Below are 18995 nucleotides of genomic sequence, written 5' to 3'. Positions count from 1 at the left end.
ACTGCCCATGCTGCCCTTCCATCAGGTTGTCGCCGACGACTTTGAAGCCGTTAACCGGCGCATCATCGAACAACTCCACTCGGATGTCGAGCTGGTGGAAAACATCGGGCACTATTTGATCGAAGCCGGCGGCAAGCGGCTTCGTCCCCTGATGGTGCTACTAACCTGCCGGGCACTGGACTATAAAGGCCGGGAGAACCTCGACCTGGCCGCCATTATCGAGTTCATACACACCGCCACCCTGCTGCACGATGACGTGGTGGACACCTCCGAGCGTCGACGCGGGCGCATTACCGCCAACGCCCAGTGGGGCAATGCGCCAGCGGTGCTGGTGGGGGATTTTCTCTATTCCCGGGCGTTTCAAATGATGGTGGCCATTGGCCGTATGGACGTAATGGCCGTTCTGTCGGAAACCACCAACCGCATTGCCGAAGGCGAAGTCCAGCAACTGGTCAATGCCAAGGACCCCGCCGTTACTGAAAGTAATTATTTCTCCGTCATCGATAAAAAGACCGCGATTCTGTTCGCCTCCGCCTGCGAAGTGGCGGCCCTGCTCAGTGGCGCGGACGACAGCCAGCGCCAAGCCTTACGCGCTTACGGGCACCATGTGGGCATGGCCTTTCAACTGGTGGATGACGCCCTGGACTACCAGGGCAGTGCGGAAACCCTGGGCAAGAACGTGGGCGACGACTTGGCCGAAGGCAAGCCTACGCTGCCTCTGATTCACGCCATGCAGACCGGCACAGAGCCCCAGAGCCAACTGGTGGCCGACGCCATCCGCACCGGAGACACCACCAAGCTGCCCGAGATCCTCACCATCGTTACGGAAACCGGCGCCATGGAGTACACCCTGGAGCGGGCCCGAGCCCAGGTATCCAGAGCCCTGGCACAGCTTGCGGCCCTGCCGGACAATTCCTACACTCAGGCTATGGCCGAGGTGGCCGAGTTTGCCCTGGCTCGGACTCACTAGACAAGCTCCCCACAGTCGGTAGAATGGCGACCTTTGCCCGCCTTGCGGCGGCTTGTGTCAGGTAGCCGCCAAGCGGCTAATATCGACTGTAACAGAGCCCTAATTATGAACGCCTTTGCCCAGAAAAACGCCTACAGCCGTGAAGAACTGCTCGAGTGTGGCCACGGCCGCCTGTTCGGCCCCGGCAATGCTCAACTGCCCGTGCCCAACATGCTCATGCTGGACCGCATCGCGCACATCAGCGAGACTGGCGGCGAATACAATAAAGGCGAGATTGTCGCCGAACTGGACATATCACCGGATTTGTGGTTTTTCGACTGCCACTTCCCCGGTGACCCGGTCATGCCGGGCTGCCTGGGGCTGGATGCCATGTGGCAGTTGGTGGGTTTTTTCCTGGGCTGGAAAGGCAACCCCGGCAAGGGCCGCGCCCTGGGCTGTGGGGAAGTGAAGTTCGCCGGCCAAATTCTACCCACCGCCAAGCAAATTACCTATCATATCAACCTGAAGCGAGTGATTGAGCGCAAGCTGATTATGGGAATCGCCGATGGCCGCGTCTCCGTCGATGGCAAGGACATTTACTTCGCCAAAGACCTGCGTGTCGGCCTGTTCCAGAATACCGATTCCTTCTAAGCCAAGGGGCCAGGCTTGCAAGCTAAGCGACGAAGCTAGGCCCTGGCACTAAACTTTCCTTTTGTGCGCGAGCCCAAGCTCGCCTACGGAAAGGCGGTTTGTATGGCATAATGGCGCCCACTGCTTCCGCTACAATCAAGAGATAAAGAGGTAGCCTATGAAACGCGTTGTAGTTACCGGCATGGGCATAGTGTCCTGCTTAGGTAATGAAATTGCCACCGTACTCGAGGCACTGCGCGCGGGACGTTCTGGTATCAAGTTTCAGGACAGCTATGCTGAAAAGGGATTCCGCAGCCAAATTGCGGGCTCCGTCGACATCGATTTGAAAGAGTGCATCGACCGCAAGGTGCTGAGATTTATGGGAGATGCGGCGGCCTATGCCTACGTCTCCATGGATCAGGCCATCACCGACGCCGGTCTGGATGAGTCTCTGGTATCCAACGAACGCACCGGCATCATTATGGGCTCCGGCGGCGCCTCCTCCAAAAACTTGGTGGAGGCGGCCGATGTGCTGCGTGATAAGGGCATCAAACGCGTTGGCCCCTACCGCGTTACTCAGACCATGGGCAGCACCACCTCCGCCTGCCTGGCCACCCCGTTCAAAATCAAGGGGCTGAACTACTCTATCTCCTCCGCTTGTGCCACCAGCGCCCACTGTATCGGCAGCGCCATGGAGCAAATCCAGCTGGGCAAGCAGGACATCGTCTTTGCCGGCGGCGGCGAAGAGGAGCACTGGACGCTGACCAGCCTGTTTGACGCCATGGGCGCCCTTTCCACCAAATACAACGACACGCCGGAAAAGGCCTCTCGGGCGTACGACGCCAACCGCGACGGTTTTGTGATCGCCGGCGGCGGCGGTTGCTTGGTGCTGGAAGAGTATGAGCACGCCAAAGCCCGCGGCGCCAAGATTTACGCCGAGCTGGTAGGGTACGGTGCCAACTCCGATGGTTACGATATGGTGGCCCCCTCGGGTGAAGGCGCCATTCGCTGCATGAAACAGGCGTTGGCAACCACTGATGGCCCCGTGGATTACATTAACTCCCACGGCACCAGCACCCCGGTGGGTGACTTGGCCGAACTGAAAGCGGTACGGGCGACGTTCGACCAGAATATCCCAGCGATCAGTTCCACCAAATCCCTGACCGGCCACTCCCTGGGCGCCACCGGCGTACAGGAAGCCATTTACAGCCTGCTGATGATGGAGCATGACTTCATTTGCGCCTCAGCCAACATTGAAGAGCTGGATGAGGAGGCCAAAGGCCTGCCGATCGTCACCGAGCGGCGGGACAACGCCAAGCTCAACCGCGTTATGTCCAATAGCTTCGGGTTCGGCGGCACCAATGCTTGCTTGGTGTTTCAGCGCATGAGCGACTGACTGCCACGAGGACTCACGCTTAGCCCTGCCCCATAAAAAAGCGCGGTTCCAGCCGCGCTTTTTCATGGAGAACTCTTCTACTTTTTTTGGTTATGCAACCACTGCTTAACCATGGGCACCAAGTAGGGCTCCCAGGCCCGTGACTGAACGCCAAAGCCATCCCGCAAGCGATGAACGCCAAGCACTGCACTCACCGGTTCGTCCGAAGGCAAGCTGTCAGTCGTCGTCAGGCGCTGAGCGAACGTCTCGGGCAAAGTATCCAGCTGCCTCAATACCTCCACCACTCGGTCGACAAATTCCACCTCCGTACAGACATCGCGGCTAGCGTAGTGCATCACCCCCCAGTTGTCCGCCCCACAGCTAATTTGCTTGACCACTCCGACCAGCACGCGGGCGACGTCAGACAGCGCCGTGGGCGCCCCTCGCAAGCGACTATTGGCCACCCATTCGCCATCGCCGAAAATCGTTCGCAGCAATCGAGTCAGACGATTATTGCCATGGCTGTCGATCAGCCAACTCAGCCGCAGCACCAGCCGATGCTCGAGGGCTTGGCTGACCGCTTGCTCGGCGGCGAGCCACGCTTGGCCCGCCTCACTCTGGGGTGAAGGCTCGTCGCGCTCGGAATGGCTGCTTTTGTTGTCGCCACCGAACACCTGGTAGCTGGAGACCTGAATCATGGGGATGTTCCGCTCAGAGCAAACCGTCGCCAGCGTTTCCGCCGCGGCGGGAATCAAAGCGCACTGCGCGGTGTCGGGCCGATCAGCCCAACCGAGGGTGTTGATCACCAGCTTCGGGGGCTCGTGATCGAGGTAGGCACGCACCTCCCCCACATCGGTCCAATCCGGCCGGGTAGAGACGGGGGCGATCAACCCAAAGGTCTCGCGTTCGAGCTCGTGCTCAAGGGCTCTACCCAAAGCGTTGGATGCGTCAGTTAACAGCAGTTTCAAACAGAACCCCGGCTGAATTGAGAATTCAGCCGGAATTCTACCATGCTCTCATGCGCCACGGCACAGATGCTCTGCGTGGTTTGCGAAGCCGCCCTCCCCCTTTTTATTGGGCACCCAGGCACTGCGGCGGGGAGAAATCACCACTGTGGCTGCCTTGGAGGCCAAAAGAGGCACTCTGGTCGGGTTGCAACACGCCATTCCAGCCCACATCGGTGGCGGTTACGGTATTACCCGAGGTGCTGAGCTCCACATTCCAGTGGCTCGTGATTTGGGGGGCTTCGTCGAAGATCATCTCCACCGCCCAGCTCGAGATCGCGCTGGCACTGGTATTGGTCACACCGACTTCCAACTGATACCCACCGCCCCAAGAGTCTACGCGTGAAAGCGTGCAGCTCACGGCGCTCACCGACGAGGCACTGCTTGAGGAAGACCGGGCACTGCTGAACGAGGAGCGGCTGGAGGAGACACCGCTGGATACGCTTGAAGCACTGGCGCTGGACAGAGCACTCGATGCACTTGAACTGGATTGCTCCTCTACCAACTGATAGAGCGCGCCCCCGGAAATATCCACCGCATAGAGCTCCCCGTTAATATCTTCCGCAAAGGCGGTCAGCAGCAAATCGGTTTCCATTAGCAGACTACGCTCGTAAACGCCGGGGTCGGATTCAGTCAGAGCCCAAACGGCGCCCGAGCCATAATCTCCGAACACGTAGGCGCCATTCAGGGCCGGCATGCTTACGCCGCGATAGACATAACCCCCGGTGATGGCCTGGCCCTCGTCCCGGGCGTAAGCGATAACGGGGTCGATAAAGGGGCCATCGCTGGTGCAGTCGTTCTCCGTGGCCTCAAAGCCTTCCCGGCAGCGCCAGCCGTAGTTGCCGCCGCGCTCGATCAGGTTGACCTCCTCAAAGGCCGCCTGCCCGACGTCGCCGGCCCACAACCGGTCGGTTTGGGGGTCGAAGCTGAACCGCCAGGGATTGCGAAGGCCGTAGGCGTAGACCTCCGGGGCGCCTCCACCGGTCACAAAGGGGTTGTCGGCGGGAATGCTGTAGGGCGCCTCACCATTGACGTCTATCCTCACTAGAGTGCCATACAGTGTATTGGGGTCCTGGCCATTGTTGAACGGATCATTGGCTGACCCACCGTCCCCAAAGGCAATGTACAGGTAGCCATCGGGCCCGAAACGAATTTGCCCGCCATTGTGATTATTAAACGGTTGCTCAAGGGTCAGGATATCTTCGCGGGAGGCCTCGAGCAGCGTACTGCCATCCTCCGACTCTGCAAAGCGGGCGATCACCGACAGCTGGGAGGCGTCGCTGTCTGCCGGCGCGCTTTCGGTGAAGGAGAGGAAAATCCCCCCGTTGGCTGGGTAATCAGGGTGGAAGGCCATGTCCAGCATGCCGCCTTCCACATTGTCATTCACGATATCGGATAAATCGATATAAGCCGTCGCGCTTTCGGCGCCGTTGTCGGTGCTGTCCACCCAGGAGATCACACCGCGCTTCTCCAGAATGTACCAGCGGCTCCCATCGGGGGAAGGCACCATGGCCACGGGCCGCTCCAACTCAAGGTTCGGGAATATCCGCTCCAGCGTGACCGAGGGAAGTTCGCCACCCTCCGATGAGGAACTGGCTGAAGATAAGCTGGCGCTGCTCGCCGCACTGGAGAGGCTCGAGGAACTGGCGACGCTCGATGCGCTGGAGGAGCTCTCGCCAGCATCACAAACCTGGCCCACAACCTCGGGCACGGGGGCGTCGCTCCCCCGCTGCCCCTTGGTACCCTGGAGCCCAATATCCACGGATTGCCCTGGGGAGATAGCGCCATTCCAAGCCAGCGGCGTGGCGGTATAGGGGTTATCGCCCGATAAAGTCGCGTTCCAGCTGTTGGTGATGCGACTGCCATCGGTGTATTCCCAGGCAAGCTCCCAGCCCTCTATAACGGTTGAACCATCGTTGGTTACCTGAACGGCGGCGGTAAAGCCCGTGCTCCACTCATTGGTCACCGAGTAACCACAGGTGGCGGCGTAGGCTCCTTGAGCGGTTGCGACCACGCCCAGCAGGCCAAGCACGGCGCGGTTTACGATTGAATGCTTCATAGCATGTCCTCACGATGTTGTTATTTGAAACCACAGAATCCGCGCTCAAGGCAGCAGATTCAGCGCCAAGAACAATCGGCGGACCATAAGGCCAGGAATGGTAACCGGTGACTATGCCACGATTCGTCAACGGTTCAAGCCTCCCCGGGGGAAGTGGGCGCATGAAATAGCCAGTCTGAGACCGGGGTCGCATTAATCCAGTTTTTAAGCCACCAGAGCGCTATATGAAGCGAATTTCACATTAGGAACGGTAATAATGCTGTTGGCTCGAAAGCAAAGTTCAAAACTGGGCACTACCGAAGTGACGGGAAGTTGCGTAAACAATCCGAGGCCTGGTACCAACGGGTAGGCACGCTATAGGGCAGATTTACAGTAGCGTCGGATGAATTCGAAGTGGTTAGGCCAGCTCTCCACCTTTTTCCGGGTTTGAGTTTCAACATGATCGACAAAAGCTTTCAAGTCATTGTTGGTCAAACGATCCACTATTGGGTGGTACCTCTGCGGCACAATGCCCTGCCCCAGCATCACCATTACCCATGAGGACTCGGCAAACACTTCGTCTTGCCAAGTTTTTACCCGGCCGGACTGAGAGAAAGTGTTGATACGGTGACGGAGCGTATCGGGTACGCTCATAGCCCTACAATGGCGCCAAAAGGGTGTATCGTCCCGCTCGGTTTGATGATAATGAAGAACGATAAAGTCGCGAATGCGCTCCATTTCATGGTAGGAAGCCTGGTTGAATTCATCGATATCGCTTTGAGGGATAGTTTTCCCATTAGGGAAAAACTGCAGCAAGCGAATAATCGCACGTTGAAACAAGTGAATACCCGTTGACTCCAGAGGCTCCACAAACCCACCGGAAAGGCCGACGGCAATACAGTTTTTGTTCCACTGGGCGCGCCGAACGCCGGTTCTGTAGCGGATAACGCGAGGGGCATTTATTGGCTTGCCCCTGATGTTTTTGAGCAGCACATCAATCGCTTCATCGTCCGACATATACTGGCTACAGAAAACAAACCCGTTGCCGGTGCGGCTCTGTAAAGGAATTCGCCATTGCCAACCGCAGTCGCGAGCGATTGAGCGAGTGTACGGGAGCGGCGGCTCAAGCGATTCGGTTTGCACGGCCACAGCCCGGTCACATAGCAGGTGGTGCCCCCAATCTTCAAACCCCGAGTGCAAAGCCCCTTCAATCAGGAGCCCGCGAAAGCCGGAGCAATCAATAAAAAGCTCCCCCCCAATCTGTTGCCCGGACTCCAGGCGGAGTGACGAAATGTAGCCGGTGTCGGGGTCAATATTGACCTTGTCAATGACCCCTTCGATACGAACGGTATGATTTTCCTCGGCAATTTTTCTCAAAAATTTTGCATACAGCCCGGCATCCAGGTGATAGGCATAATGCTCACCCGGCTGCGGCAAAGCATACCGACCTTCAAGGGCCGCCAGATACTCGGGGATGTAATTCGCGAGATCGGCTCCCCACCCCTGGGACCGCGCTTTTAACCAGAAATGATGAAAGCCGCAGGCCCAAGTTTCATGTCCGATCAAACCAAAGGAATGAAGATATTCATGACCGGGCTTAAACCAGTTTTCAAAAGCGATGCCCAACTTGAGAGTTGCGTCGGTCTCAGCCATGAACTCCCTCTCATTGATGCCCAGCAGGCGATGGAGCACATGAAGCGTTGGAATTGTTGCCTCCCCGACTCCGACCGCAGGAATGGCATCGGACTCAACCAGAGTCACATCAACCGTATCCCCCATTAGCTGACTGACGGCAGCCGCCGCCATCCAACCGGCCGTACCGCCCCCGGCGATGACAACTCGCCTTTTATTCATATGCAAACCACTTTTCTTTGAAAATAAAGGTTCAGTGAACAACGTAACAAGCTTAGAGGCAAGCCAGTTATGGTCCGTTCGACAAACTATAATAGTCCCATTGACAAAAAGAAAGTCACTACTCTAGTATCCGATGAGGGCCCACCTCCAAGGAGCTGCACTTCCGGGGTCTCTTTACGCCAATTTTAAAAAAGGCCCGTAAAAACACTTGGCCCAATCACTCGGCGGCAAAAGCCACCCCTACTCCCGCCAGGCCCTTACCTCCGAACAGGCGACGCCGGGGGAGTGAGCCCAGCGAAGCAACTAGAATCACTGTAAACAATAACAGTAAGATTAACCCTCACGAAAGGAAATTGTTATGTCACTCAAAAAAAGTACCCTCAAACCCATTGCTGCGGCAGTTGCCCTGGCCTCTGCCGGAGCACACGCTCAAGAAGCGGACCTGATAGAAGAAGTAGTCGTGACCGGCATCCGAGCCAGCCTTGAGCAAGCCATGGACATCAAGCGCAACTCCACGGGCGTAGTCGACGCCATTTCCGCGGAAGATATCGGTAAATTCCCAGACACCAACTTGGCGGAATCCTTACAGCGCATTACCGGCGTCTCCATTAGCCGCAGCGGCGGCGAAGGTAACAGCGTGACCGTCCGCGGCCTTGGCCCGCAATTCAACGCGGTCACCTTGAACGGTCGCTCCATGCCCGCCCCCGCCACAGGCCGCGGCTTCCGGTTTGACACCATTGCCGCTGAAATGGTGAGCGGCGTCAGTGTTTATAAAACCGCTTCCTCAACCGTTCCCTCCGGGGGCATCGGCGCGACTATCGACGTCAAAACCGCTCGCCCGCTGGACATCGGCGACAAGCTTACTGGCTCCGTAAAGATGCTGTCTGACGTCGACGCAGGCAGTACCACCCCCGCCGTGTCGGGCCTGTTTAGCAAAGCAACTGACACCTTTGGTGTGCTGGCTGCGGTCAGTTACCAAGAGCGTGAAGCCGAGAATGATTGGGTAGAAGTACGCCGCTGGAACAACCGTGAGGAAATTGTTAGAGAGCGCGGCTGGGGTAGCCCACGCCTGGAGTATGACAACGGCGATGCGCCGGCGAATTACTACCCGACCCAGTCGGCGTTGGGCCGCCAAACCCAAAAGCGTGAGCGACTGAATGCCAGCATCACCGGGCAGTTTGCACCCACCGATTCGCTGACCGCGACGCTGGACGCCAACTACTCTGACCTAAAAATCACCGGCAGGGATGTAGAAAGCGCCTACTGGTTTGGACACCAGTATGACACCCCGGCCTCTGTCAATGGGTCGGAAACATTAACCAGCATGGGAGCCAATGACGTAGGGCTGGACATGTTCATGCGGGCTCCGGAAAGCCGCTTTATCATTGAACAGCTAGGCTTGAATGTAGAGTGGCGGGTAACGGACGAGCAAATATTATCTTTCGATTTTGCCACTTCCAGCGCTGAAAGAAACCCGGACCAGGAGCGGAACGTGAACGCCTCCGATGTTCAGGCCGTTCCAATTGACCTTATGTTCGATACTCGTAATGGTGTTGCAACACACTATTTCGACGGCTCTCAGCTGAGCTTGAGTGACGCAAAGCTTCATCAGCAGGACGTTTACTCCAACAACAACCTGGATGAGTTGGATCAGCTGCGGTTTGACTACGCATTTGAAGGTGACACCGCCACTCTGAAGGCGGGCATGATGTATACCGATCAGACCAAGCTCGTAAAGAGCTACAACAATAACAAGGGTACTGATGGGTCTGAATCTGGTCGTGCCTACTCATTCCGAGGGTACTTCCCTCTCGTGGGCACTTTCGAGCAGGATTGGGATGGCGAGGGCACCGAGTACGAAACCGAAACCTATAACGGCCTGTTTGAGACCGTCGCTGAGGCCGAGGCGGCTGGCTACGGAATCGACACAATCAATCATGACTTTGTCGGCTCCACCTCCTTTATTACGTTTGATCCTTATGCAGCACATACCTGGGAAGAAACGCTGTCTCAAATGCCCGGTTATATCGGTCTGGACCTCGTCGAACAGATCGACTGGTATGAAATCAACGAAGAGACGGTAGCCGCTTACGTAGAATTGACATCCTACACCGAGCTGGCTGGTCGACCGTTGACCTTGGTGGCAGGCTCGCGTATTGAAAATACATCTGTTGAGTCGACCTCTCTGGAATCGACATTGACTGGCCTCGAAATTGTTCCCAGTGACTCAAACGTCGCAGAGAACATGAGCCGAACCTTCTCGGAAAACACCCCCTATACCGACGGTGGTGACTACGATGTGTTCCTGCCGAACATGTCGATCAACTTTGAAGCGACAGATGAGGTGGTCCTGCGTTTTGCAGCCTCTCGCACCATCACTCGCCCAGAGTTGGGCAACATGCGCTCCTCCCGCAGCTTCGGAGATATTCGCGACGACGGCGAGCCGGGCTTGGGCTCCGCGGGTAATCCGGAACTGAAGCCCTATATGTCCGATAACGTGGACCTGTCTGCGGAGTGGTATTTTGACGACACTAGCTACGCTTCTGTCGGTCTGTTCCATAAAGTGGTCGATAATTTCATTGTGGAATATGGCGAAACTGAAACCATCGAAGGCGTCACTAATCCGGCAACGGGTGAAGATGTGGTCTACAACTTTACGCGCCCTCAAAACCAGGACACCAAAAAGGTCCGCGGTGCTGAGTTTGCCCTTCAGTACGCGTTTTCGGACAGCGGTTTCGGCATGATTGCGAATGCCACTGTTGTCGATACTGACACGCCCTTCGAGACCGATCAGTTCGACTCATCGGCCTTCATCGGCTTCAGTGACTCTGCCAACTTGATTGGCTTCTACGACAAAAACGGCATCCAGGCTCGGATCGCCTACAATTGGCGTGACTCTTTTGTAGAAAGCTTTGGCCACACCTACGAAACCACAACTGGTGAACCGACTCAGGTTGACTCGTATGGCCAGATCGACCTGTCGGCGAGCTACGATCTGACTGACTCTTTGACGGTCTTCATTGAGGGGATCAACGTCACCTCCGAAGAAACCCACAAATACAGCCGCTTCAAAGACCAGTTCTTGTACGCTCAAACCAACAGCGCTCGGTACGCATTGGGTATTCGTGCCAGCTTCTAAGTCAGCCACGCAGCAAGCCAACCAACAAAAAGAGCCGCCCTTTTGGGCGGCTCTTTTTGTTGGTGTCCACTGTCTTTGTAAGGAACCCTGTAAGGGACCCTAAATAATTTTCAAAACGGAATATCGTCATCAAAGCTGTCAAAGCCACCGGCGGGCTGCTGTTGGCCGCCCCGGGGGGCTGAAGAGCCTCCGCCACCCTGGGCTGGGCCGCCCTGGCCGCCGCCGTAGCCGCCACCTTGAGGGGCGGAGTAGTTGTTATCGGACGGGCCTGACTGCTGGTTGCCATAGCCGCCACCAAAACCGCCCTCACCGCCACCGCGGCTATCGAGCATCTGCATTTCGTTGCAGACAATTTCGGTGGTATACCGGTCCTGACCGTCCTGGCCCTGCCACTTGCGCGTGCGCAGAGAGCCTTCAATGTAGACTTTGCTGCCTTTTTTCAGGTACTCGCCGGCAATCTCGGCCAGACGGTTAAAGAATACGCAGCGGTGCCATTCGGTACGCTCTTGTGGCTGGCCGGTCTGCTTATCCTTCCAGGTTTCCGAAGTGGCCACATTGATGTTGGTGACCGCGCCGCCTGAAGGCATGTAGCGGGTTTCCGGGTCAGCCCCCAGATTGCCGATCAGGATGACTTTGTTGATTCCCCGAGCCATGTTCCTCTCCTACCTAATAAAATCGTTAAATATCCGTCAGGATACACCAGCGGCACCCCGGCTGTCAGCGGCGATTGGCTCACTGTGGCCGTACACACTGCTCCGCAATCCTGGCAAGCTGCTTCCGATCCACTTGTCGCGGATCGACTTTGAGGTAGGCCGTACCTTCACTTTCCACCACAACGACCTCTTCCACCCCGGCAACGCCGTGGAGCTGGTCCGTAAAGTCGTCACTCACGCGCCCATGGAGCGGCATCAACAGGCTCGCCAGGTAACGCGGCGGACGCATCCCCCAGGCTGTGACGGCCCAAAGCAGTACCAACAGGACTGACAGAATCGACACCCCCGCAATGCCGCCCTGCTGGAACACCAGTCCACCCAGAGCCCCCCCCAGGAAGGCCCCCAGGAACTGGCAGCTGGCGTAGATACTGGTGGCCGTCCCCTTGCCCCCGGCCGGTGCGGTTTTGCTCACCAATGAGGGGAGGCTGGCCTCAAGGAGGTTGAAGGCCATGAAGAAGGCAAACAGCAGCCCCAGCACCGCCCAGCGAACCGACACCAGGGGCATGCAAGCCAAGGACAACCCCAGGAGCACAATCGCCCCAAGAAACACAGGTTTCATCTGCCGGCGCTTTTCCCCGATAATAATGAATGGGAGCATGGCGACAAACGCCCCCGCCAGCAGCGGCAGATACACCAGCCAATGGCTCCCCCGGGCGAAGTCCAGCTCGGCTTCCAACCGCACAGGCATCACCAGAAAAAGTGCCATCAACACAAAGTGCAGCACAAAGATGCCCAAATTCAGGCGCAGCAGTTCGCGGTTAGCCAGCACTTCGCGTATCAACTCGGGCACAGCCCCCACTTCGCGACGCCGACGCGGTGGTCGCTGGACCGTAGGCACAAGCTTCCAGAGCACAAACAACCCCACCAACCCCAGCGCGGCGGTTAACCAGAAGATCGCGGCCATGCCGCCCCAGGCGGCCAATAGCGGCCCGATCACGAGCGCCAGGGAAAAGGACACCCCGATGGCTCCGCCGATAGTGGCCATGGCCTTGGTACGATTCTCTTCGGAGGTCAAATCGGCCATTAGCGCCATCACGGCTCCGGCAATCGCCCCACCGCCCTGCAACAGCCGACCGAAGACAAGCTCGTAGACGGTATCGGCCTGGGCGGCAAGGGCGCTGCCGAGAGTGAACACTAACAAACCGGCGGCGATGACGGGCTTGCGACCGATGCGGTCGGAGAGGATGCCGAAGGGTATTTGCAGCAGCGCTTGGCTGAAGCCGTAGGCGCCCAGTGCCAGCCCGAGCAGCATGGGGCTGGAATGGAGGTACTCGTCGCCGTAGAGGGTGAGTACGGGCAGCACCATGAATAGCCCGAGCATACGGAAGGCGTATAGCAGGGCGAGGGAAACCACGGTGCGGCGCTCAAAAGACGGGGCCTGGACGATAGGCAAGGATCGCTCCTGGTTCACGTGAAGAATTGGGAGGCGGATTCTAACACACTGGTTGGCCCGCACTTATCCCCGTTGCTTTCTCCATGGCGCTCGGTCAGCCGAGGGGAGCACCATTGGTAGACCCGCCGTGAACCCATCCATGGGGGCTTCTCATCGGCATCCATGCCTCAGAGAGTCTCCGACGGGTATACCCCACCTCGACCCGGACTCGACGCCAAAACCACCCCCTACACTCCTTTACAACATGGGTGACCAGACACCAAGAGGTTTGCGTATAATGGTGAGTTTTGGTGATTTCGGGAGTAACGATGGATACCATTCTGGTTCGAGGCGCGCGTACTCACAATCTCAAGAACATCGACCTCGACATCCCCCGGGACAAGCTCGTTGTCATAACCGGCCTGTCCGGCTCGGGTAAGTCCTCACTCGCCTTCGACACCCTCTACGCCGAAGGCCAACGGCGCTACGTGGAATCCCTCTCCACCTACGCCCGGCAATTCCTCTCCATGATGGAAAAACCCGACGTCGACCACGTCGAAGGCCTCAGCCCAGCCATCTCCATCGAACAAAAATCCACCTCCCACAACCCCCGCTCCACCGTCGGCACTATCACCGAAATCTACGACTACCTGCGCCTGCTCTTCGCGCGCGTGGGCGAGCCCCGCTGCCCGGTGCACGGCGAGCCGCTCTCCGCTCAAACCATCAGCGAAATGGTCGACACCGTCTTGGGACTGCCCGAAGGCACTAAGCTGATGCTCCTTGCGCCGGTGATCCGCGACCGCAAAGGTGAGCACTTACATATCTTCGAGCAACTGAAACGAGAGGGCTTCATTCGGGCGCGCATCGACAACATCCTGGTGGACCTGGACGATCTGCCCAAGCTCGACAAGAAAAAGAAACACACCATTGAAGTCGTCGTCGATCGTTTCAAGGTTCGGCCCGACCTGCAAACCCGCCTGGCCGAATCGTTTGAAACCGCGCTGAACCTCACCGAAGGGCTGGTGGCCATCAGCTTTATGGACGGCGAGGAAGACGACCGCTTGTTTTCCGCCAAGCACGCCTGCCCGGTGTGCGACTATAGCCTGAGCGAGCTCGAACCCCGGCTGTTTTCCTTCAACAATCCGGCGGGCGCCTGCCCCACCTGCGACGGCCTGGGCGTCAAACAATTTTTCGACGAGTCACGGGTGGTGCAAAACCCGGACGCGTCCCTCCCTGAAGGGGCCATACGGGGCTGGGATCAGCGCAACATCTACTACTTCCATATGCTCGACTCGCTGGCTGAGCATTACCGCTTCGATATCGACACCCCCTGGAAAAAGCTCAAAGCCAAGGACCGTCGCGTGGTGCTGTATGGCTCCGGGGACGAGGAAATTGACTTCAGCTACATCAACGAGCGGGGGGACGTGTACCAGCGGCGCCATCGCTTTGAGGGTGTCCTCCCCAATATGGAGCGACGCTATCGGGATACCGAATCTTCCTCCGTGCGCGAGGAGCTGGCGAAGTATCTGTCCACCCAAGCCTGCCCGGAGTGCCACGGGGCGCGCTTGCGGGAGGAGGCACGCAACGTCTTTGTCGACGAGCGCACCTTACCGGAAATGACCGAGCTGCCCGTGGGCGCGGCCTATGACTACTTCAACCTGCTGAGCTTCAAGGGCCGCAAGGCGAGCATTGCGGAAAAAATCCTGAAGGAGCTGCGGGACCGGTTTCGCTTCCTGGTGGATGTCGGGCTTAACTACCTGAGCCTGAGCCGAAGCGCCGACAGCCTCTCAGGCGGCGAAGCGCAGCGAATCCGCTTGGCCAGCCAGATAGGGGCAGGCCTGGTGGGGGTAATGTACATCCTGGATGAGCCCTCAATCGGCCTGCACCAGCGTGACAATGAGCGGCTGTTGCGAACACTTACTTACCTGCGAGACATTGGCAACAGCGTCATCGTGGTAGAGCACGACGAGGATGCCATCCGCCAGGCGGACCACGTCATCGACATTGGCCCCGGTGCCGGGGTGCATGGAGGCAAGATCATCGCTCAGGGTGACGTCAACGCCATCATGAAGGCCGAGGGCTCCATCACCGGCGAATACCTCAGTGGCAAGCGGGAAATTGCCGTACCTTCTAAACGGCTCCCCGTGGACACCTCGCGGCTCTTGAAGATCAGCGGCGCCAGTGGCAATAACCTCAAAGGGGTCACTCTGGAGTTGCCCGTCGGCTTGATGACCTGTGTAACCGGTGTGTCCGGTTCAGGCAAGTCGACCCTCATCAATGCCACACTCCATCCCATCGCAGCCACCGCCCTGAACGGCGCCACGACCTTGACGCCGGCGCCTTACGAGGCGGTGGAAGGACTGGAGCTTTTCGACAAGTGTGTCGACATTGACCAAAGCCCCATCGGACGTACGCCGCGCTCCAACCCGGCCACGTACACCGGCATCTTTACCCCCATTCGCGAACTCTTTGCCGGCACCCAGGAAGCGCGCTCGCGGGGCTACAAGCCCGGACGGTTCAGTTTTAACGTTCGCGGAGGGCGCTGCGAAGCCTGCCAGGGCGACGGTGTCACGAAGGTGGAAATGCACTTCCTACCCGATGTATATGTGCCTTGCGACGTCTGTAAAGGCAAGCGTTACAACCGGGAGACGCTCGAAGTGAAGTATAAAGGGAAAAACATTCACGAAGTATTGGAGCTTACCGTGGAGGAGGCTCGAGAATTTTTCGATCCCATCCCGGCAATTGCCAAAAAGCTCCAAACGTTGATGGACGTCGGCCTTTCCTATATTCGGCTGGGCCAGGCCGCCACCACCCTTTCGGGAGGCGAGGCGCAGCGAGTCAAACTCTCTCGCGAGCTTTCCAAGCGGGATACCGGGCAGACGCTCTATATCCTTGATGAACCCACCACCGGCCTGCACTTTTACGACATTGAGCAGTTGTTGACCGTGCTGCATCGTCTACGCGATCACGGCAACACAGTGGTGGTTATCGAGCACAACCTGGATGTGATTAAAACCGCCGATTGGCTTATTGACCTGGGGCCCGAGGGTGGCTCCGGCGGCGGAGACATTATTGCCAGCGGCACCCCTGAAGAGGTCTCCCAGCTACGCCATTCCCACACCGGCCGCTTCCTAAAGCCCATGCTGGAGCTCTCTCAAAAGCGCAAAAAGGGGCGCGCCAAAGCTGACAGCGCTAAATCGATCTGAGGGACGACCCAAGGGAGCACTTAGCGATTAAAACGCAAATACAAAAAAGCCAGGCAATGCCTGGCTTTTTCGAGACGCCTCCCAGAGCCCCCACCAAGATCCGGTTGGGGCGCAGAAGCTAACCGAACTTACTGTTCGGCCGTTTCTGTCGCTTCTACTGGTTCATCCGCCGCTTCCACTTGCGGACGATCCACCAGCTCGACATAGGCCATTGGGGCCTTGTCACCGGAGCGGAAGCCGCACTTCAAGATGCGAATGTAACCACCGGGACGAGTTTCGTACCGGGGACCCAGCTCAGCAAACAGCTTGCCAACCGCTTCTTTATCACGCAGGCGGCTGAATGCCAGACGGCGATTTGAAACGCTGTCTTTCTTCGCCAAGGTAATGAGCGGCTCGGCGACGCGACGCAGCTCTTTGGCCTTGGGCAGTGTAGTTTTAATCAGCTCGTGCTCCACCAGTGACGCAGTCATATTGCGAAACATGGCTTTGCGATGAGAGCTATTACGATTCAGTTGACGGCCACTATGACGATGACGCATGACGCTAAACCCTTCACTAACGATCGCTTCACAGCGATCTCGTTAACCGCCGGCGTGCGCCGGCGACGAAACAATATTGAATCAGTCTTCGTTCTTCAAGCTGGCTGGCGGCCAGTTCTCCAAACGCATACCGAGCGACAGACCGCGCGATGCCAATACATCCTTGATTTCGGTCAGAGACTTCTTACCAAGATTCGGCGTTTTCAGCAACTCAACTTCAGTGCGCTGAATCAGATCGCCAATATAGTAGATGTTCTCTGCCTTCAGACAGTTGGCTGAACGAACAGTCAGTTCCAGATCGTCCACCGGACGCAGAAGAACCGGATCAATGGCTTCTTCCTTCTCTTCCGGAGTAGATTGCTTTTCTGCTTCCAAGTCGACAAATACCGCCAGCTGCTGCTGAAGGATAGTCGCGGCGCGACGGATAGCCTCTTCCGGATCAATGGTACCGTTGGTCTCAAGGTCCAGAATCAGCTTATCCAAGTCGGTACGCTGCTCAACCCGGGCGCTTTCCACGGTATAAGCCAAGCGACGAACCGGGCTGTAGGTCGCGTCCAACTGCAAGCGACCAATGGCACGGCTTTCGTCCTCGTCGTGACGACGAGCATCAGCCGGCTCGTAACCGCGACCACGAGCGACGGTCAGGCGCATGTTCAGTTCGGTGTTACCCGTGATATGCGCGATCACGTGTTCGGGGTTCTTCACCTCGATATCGTGATCCACCTGGATATCACCAGCGGTAACAACGCCGGGGCCCTTCTTCTTCAAGGACAGTACGGCGCGATCCTTACCGTGCATGACGACGGCCACATTCTTCAGGTTAAGCAGGATTTCGATAACATCTTCCCGCACACCTTCAATGGCGCTGTACTCGTGCAGTACACCGTCAATCTCGGCTTCAGTAACGGCACAGCCCGCCATGGAGGAGAGCAGAATACGCCGTAGGGCATTCCCCAGAGTATGACCGAAACCGCGTTCAAGCGGCTCCAACACCACGCGGGCGTGGGTTGGGCTGTTTTCAGTCACATCGATATGACGCGGTGTCAAAAATTCGTTTACTGCAGTCTGCATAGCCACACCTGTTAGCGGTTAGTCCCTTACTTGGAGTAAAGCTCGACAATAAGGTTCTCGTTGATTTCAGCGGGCAATTCACTGCGATCGGGAACTCGGGTGAAAACACCTTCTTTCTTATCCGTGTTCACATCGATCCACTCGACATTGCTGCGCTGGCCGGCAAGTGTCAGAGCGTTCTGAATACGCAACTGATTCTTTGCCTTCTCACGCACGGCAATCACCTCGCCTTCCTTCACTTGGTAGGAAGGGATGTTCAGAGTCTTACCATTAACGCTGATCGCCTTGTGGGTTACCAACTGGCGCGCCTCCGCGCGAGTGGAACCGAAGCCCATGCGATAAACAACATTATCCAGACGGCCTTCCAGCAGCTTGAGCAAGTTCTCACCGGTAGCGCCTTTACGACGAGCGGCTTCTTTGTAGTAGCTGCGGAACTGCTTCTCCATCATGCCGTAAGTGCGGCGTACTTTCTGCTTCTCACGAAGCTGAACACCGTAATCCGACAGACGACCGCGACGCTGGCCGTGCTGGCCGGGAACGCTTTCCAGTTTACACTTGGAGTCCAACGCGCGCGCACCACTCTTGAGAAAGAGGTCAGTGCCCTCGCGGCGGGACAGTTTACATGTAGGTCCTATATAACGAGCCATTATCTATATCCCCTTACACTCGACGTTTCTTGGGAGGACGGCAGCCGTTGTGCGGAATCGGCGTAACGTCGACAATATTGGTCACTTTAAAACCAACATTATTAAGTGCGCGAACAGCGGATTCGCGGCCGGGGCCGGGGCCCTTCACTTCTACGTCGAGGTTCTTAAGACCGTATTCTTTCGCTGCCTCACCGGCACGTTCCGCCGCTACCTGAGCAGCAAACGGGGTGCTCTTACGAGAACCGCGGAAGCCGGAGCCACCGGAGGTTGCCCAGCTCAGGGTATTCCCCTGGCGATCGGTGATGGTGACAATGGTGTTATTAAAAGACGCGTGGATATGGGCTACCCCATCGACCACCGTCTTTTTGATTTTCTTTTTCGTTGCGGTTTTATTACCTGGCTTCGCCATAGCAATCTCTTCCTAACCTGTGGTTACCGTACTTTGAATGACTGGCGCA

General features: G+C 57.4%; 14 protein-coding genes. 5 read left to right on the top strand and 9 right to left on the bottom strand.

The genetic code is table 11. The features are described from left to right. Window positions 1–7: 7 nt before the first annotated feature. The 3 genes from AAE514_RS08550 (at window position 8) to fabB (ending at window position 2975) form a co-directional block, all read left to right on the top strand. On the top strand, window positions 8–970 hold the full coding sequence (locus AAE514_RS08550; protein ID WP_347331171.1) for a polyprenyl synthetase family protein: 963 nt from the start codon (window positions 8–10) through the stop codon (window positions 968–970). 105 nt (window positions 971–1075) lie between these two features. After that, window positions 1076–1600, top strand: a complete 525-nt coding sequence (gene fabA / locus AAE514_RS08545; RefSeq protein WP_347331109.1) for a 3-hydroxyacyl-[acyl-carrier-protein] dehydratase FabA — start codon at window positions 1076–1078, stop codon at window positions 1598–1600. A gap of 157 nt (window positions 1601–1757) precedes the next feature. Further along, the gene (fabB, locus tag AAE514_RS08540) at window positions 1758–2975 is read left to right on the top strand and encodes a beta-ketoacyl-ACP synthase I (RefSeq protein ID WP_347331108.1); all 1218 of its coding nucleotides are present in this window, start codon (window positions 1758–1760) and stop codon (window positions 2973–2975) included. A 77-nt stretch (window positions 2976–3052) separates the two neighbouring features. Here the strand turns inward: fabB and AAE514_RS08535 are convergent, their stop codons facing one another. The 3 genes from AAE514_RS08535 to AAE514_RS08525 all read right to left on the bottom strand — a co-directional run bounded on the left by AAE514_RS08535 (window position 3053) and on the right by AAE514_RS08525 (window position 7892). Further along, window positions 3053–3922, bottom strand: a complete 870-nt coding sequence (locus tag AAE514_RS08535) for a sugar nucleotide-binding protein (RefSeq protein ID WP_347331107.1) — start codon at window positions 3920–3922, stop codon at window positions 3053–3055. Window positions 3923–4025: 103 nt separating this feature from the next. Continuing rightward, entirely contained in the window at window positions 4026–6017 is a 1992-nt protein-coding gene (locus AAE514_RS08530) for a cellulose binding domain-containing protein (protein WP_347331106.1), read from the bottom strand. 354 nt (window positions 6018–6371) lie between these two features. Then, complete coding sequence (locus AAE514_RS08525; RefSeq protein WP_347331105.1) at window positions 6372–7892, bottom strand: tryptophan halogenase family protein; 1521 nt, start codon at window positions 7890–7892, stop codon at window positions 6372–6374. A gap of 316 nt (window positions 7893–8208) precedes the next feature. Here AAE514_RS08525 and AAE514_RS08520 point away from each other — a divergent pair, with 316 nt between their 5' ends. After that, window positions 8209–10989 carry a TonB-dependent receptor gene (locus AAE514_RS08520; protein WP_347331104.1) on the top strand — a complete coding sequence of 927 codons (2781 nt, stop codon included), beginning with the start codon at window positions 8209–8211 and terminating at the stop codon, window positions 10987–10989. Window positions 10990–11099: 110 nt separating this feature from the next. Here the strand turns inward: AAE514_RS08520 and ssb are convergent, their stop codons facing one another. Next, window positions 11100–11642 carry a single-stranded DNA-binding protein gene (gene ssb, locus AAE514_RS08515; RefSeq protein ID WP_347331103.1) on the bottom strand — a complete coding sequence of 181 codons (543 nt, stop codon included), beginning with the start codon at window positions 11640–11642 and terminating at the stop codon, window positions 11100–11102. A 79-nt stretch (window positions 11643–11721) separates the two neighbouring features. Further along, on the bottom strand, window positions 11722–13095 hold the full coding sequence (locus AAE514_RS08510) for an MFS transporter (protein ID WP_347331102.1): 1374 nt from the start codon (window positions 13093–13095) through the stop codon (window positions 11722–11724). 308 nt (window positions 13096–13403) lie between these two features. On the opposite strand from AAE514_RS08510, the gene uvrA reads away from it, so the two are divergent. After that, window positions 13404–16280 carry an excinuclease ABC subunit UvrA gene (uvrA, locus tag AAE514_RS08505; protein WP_347331101.1) on the top strand — a complete coding sequence of 959 codons (2877 nt, stop codon included), beginning with the start codon at window positions 13404–13406 and terminating at the stop codon, window positions 16278–16280. Between the two features lie 128 nt (window positions 16281–16408). Here the strand turns inward: uvrA and rplQ are convergent, their stop codons facing one another. From rplQ to rpsK, 4 genes are all read right to left on the bottom strand, one after another. Then, on the bottom strand, window positions 16409–16819 hold the full coding sequence (rplQ, locus tag AAE514_RS08500) for a 50S ribosomal protein L17 (protein ID WP_347331100.1): 411 nt from the start codon (window positions 16817–16819) through the stop codon (window positions 16409–16411). A gap of 81 nt (window positions 16820–16900) precedes the next feature. Continuing rightward, window positions 16901–17890, bottom strand: coding sequence for a DNA-directed RNA polymerase subunit alpha (locus AAE514_RS08495; protein WP_347331099.1), 990 nt, complete (start codon window positions 17888–17890; stop codon window positions 16901–16903). Window positions 17891–17916: 26 nt separating this feature from the next. Next, on the bottom strand, window positions 17917–18537 hold the full coding sequence (gene rpsD / locus AAE514_RS08490) for a 30S ribosomal protein S4 (RefSeq protein WP_347331098.1): 621 nt from the start codon (window positions 18535–18537) through the stop codon (window positions 17917–17919). Between the two features lie 13 nt (window positions 18538–18550). After that, on the bottom strand, window positions 18551–18946 hold the full coding sequence (gene rpsK / locus AAE514_RS08485) for a 30S ribosomal protein S11 (RefSeq protein WP_347331097.1): 396 nt from the start codon (window positions 18944–18946) through the stop codon (window positions 18551–18553). Window positions 18947–18995: the final 49 nt, after the last annotated feature.

Origin of the sequence: Marinimicrobium locisalis, assembly GCF_039822625.1 — a bacterium.
Lineage (GTDB): Bacteria > Pseudomonadota > Gammaproteobacteria > Pseudomonadales > Cellvibrionaceae > Marinimicrobium > Marinimicrobium locisalis.
The sequence above is the reverse complement of the archived record's forward strand: the minus strand, read 5'-3'. Positions and strand labels throughout refer to the sequence as shown.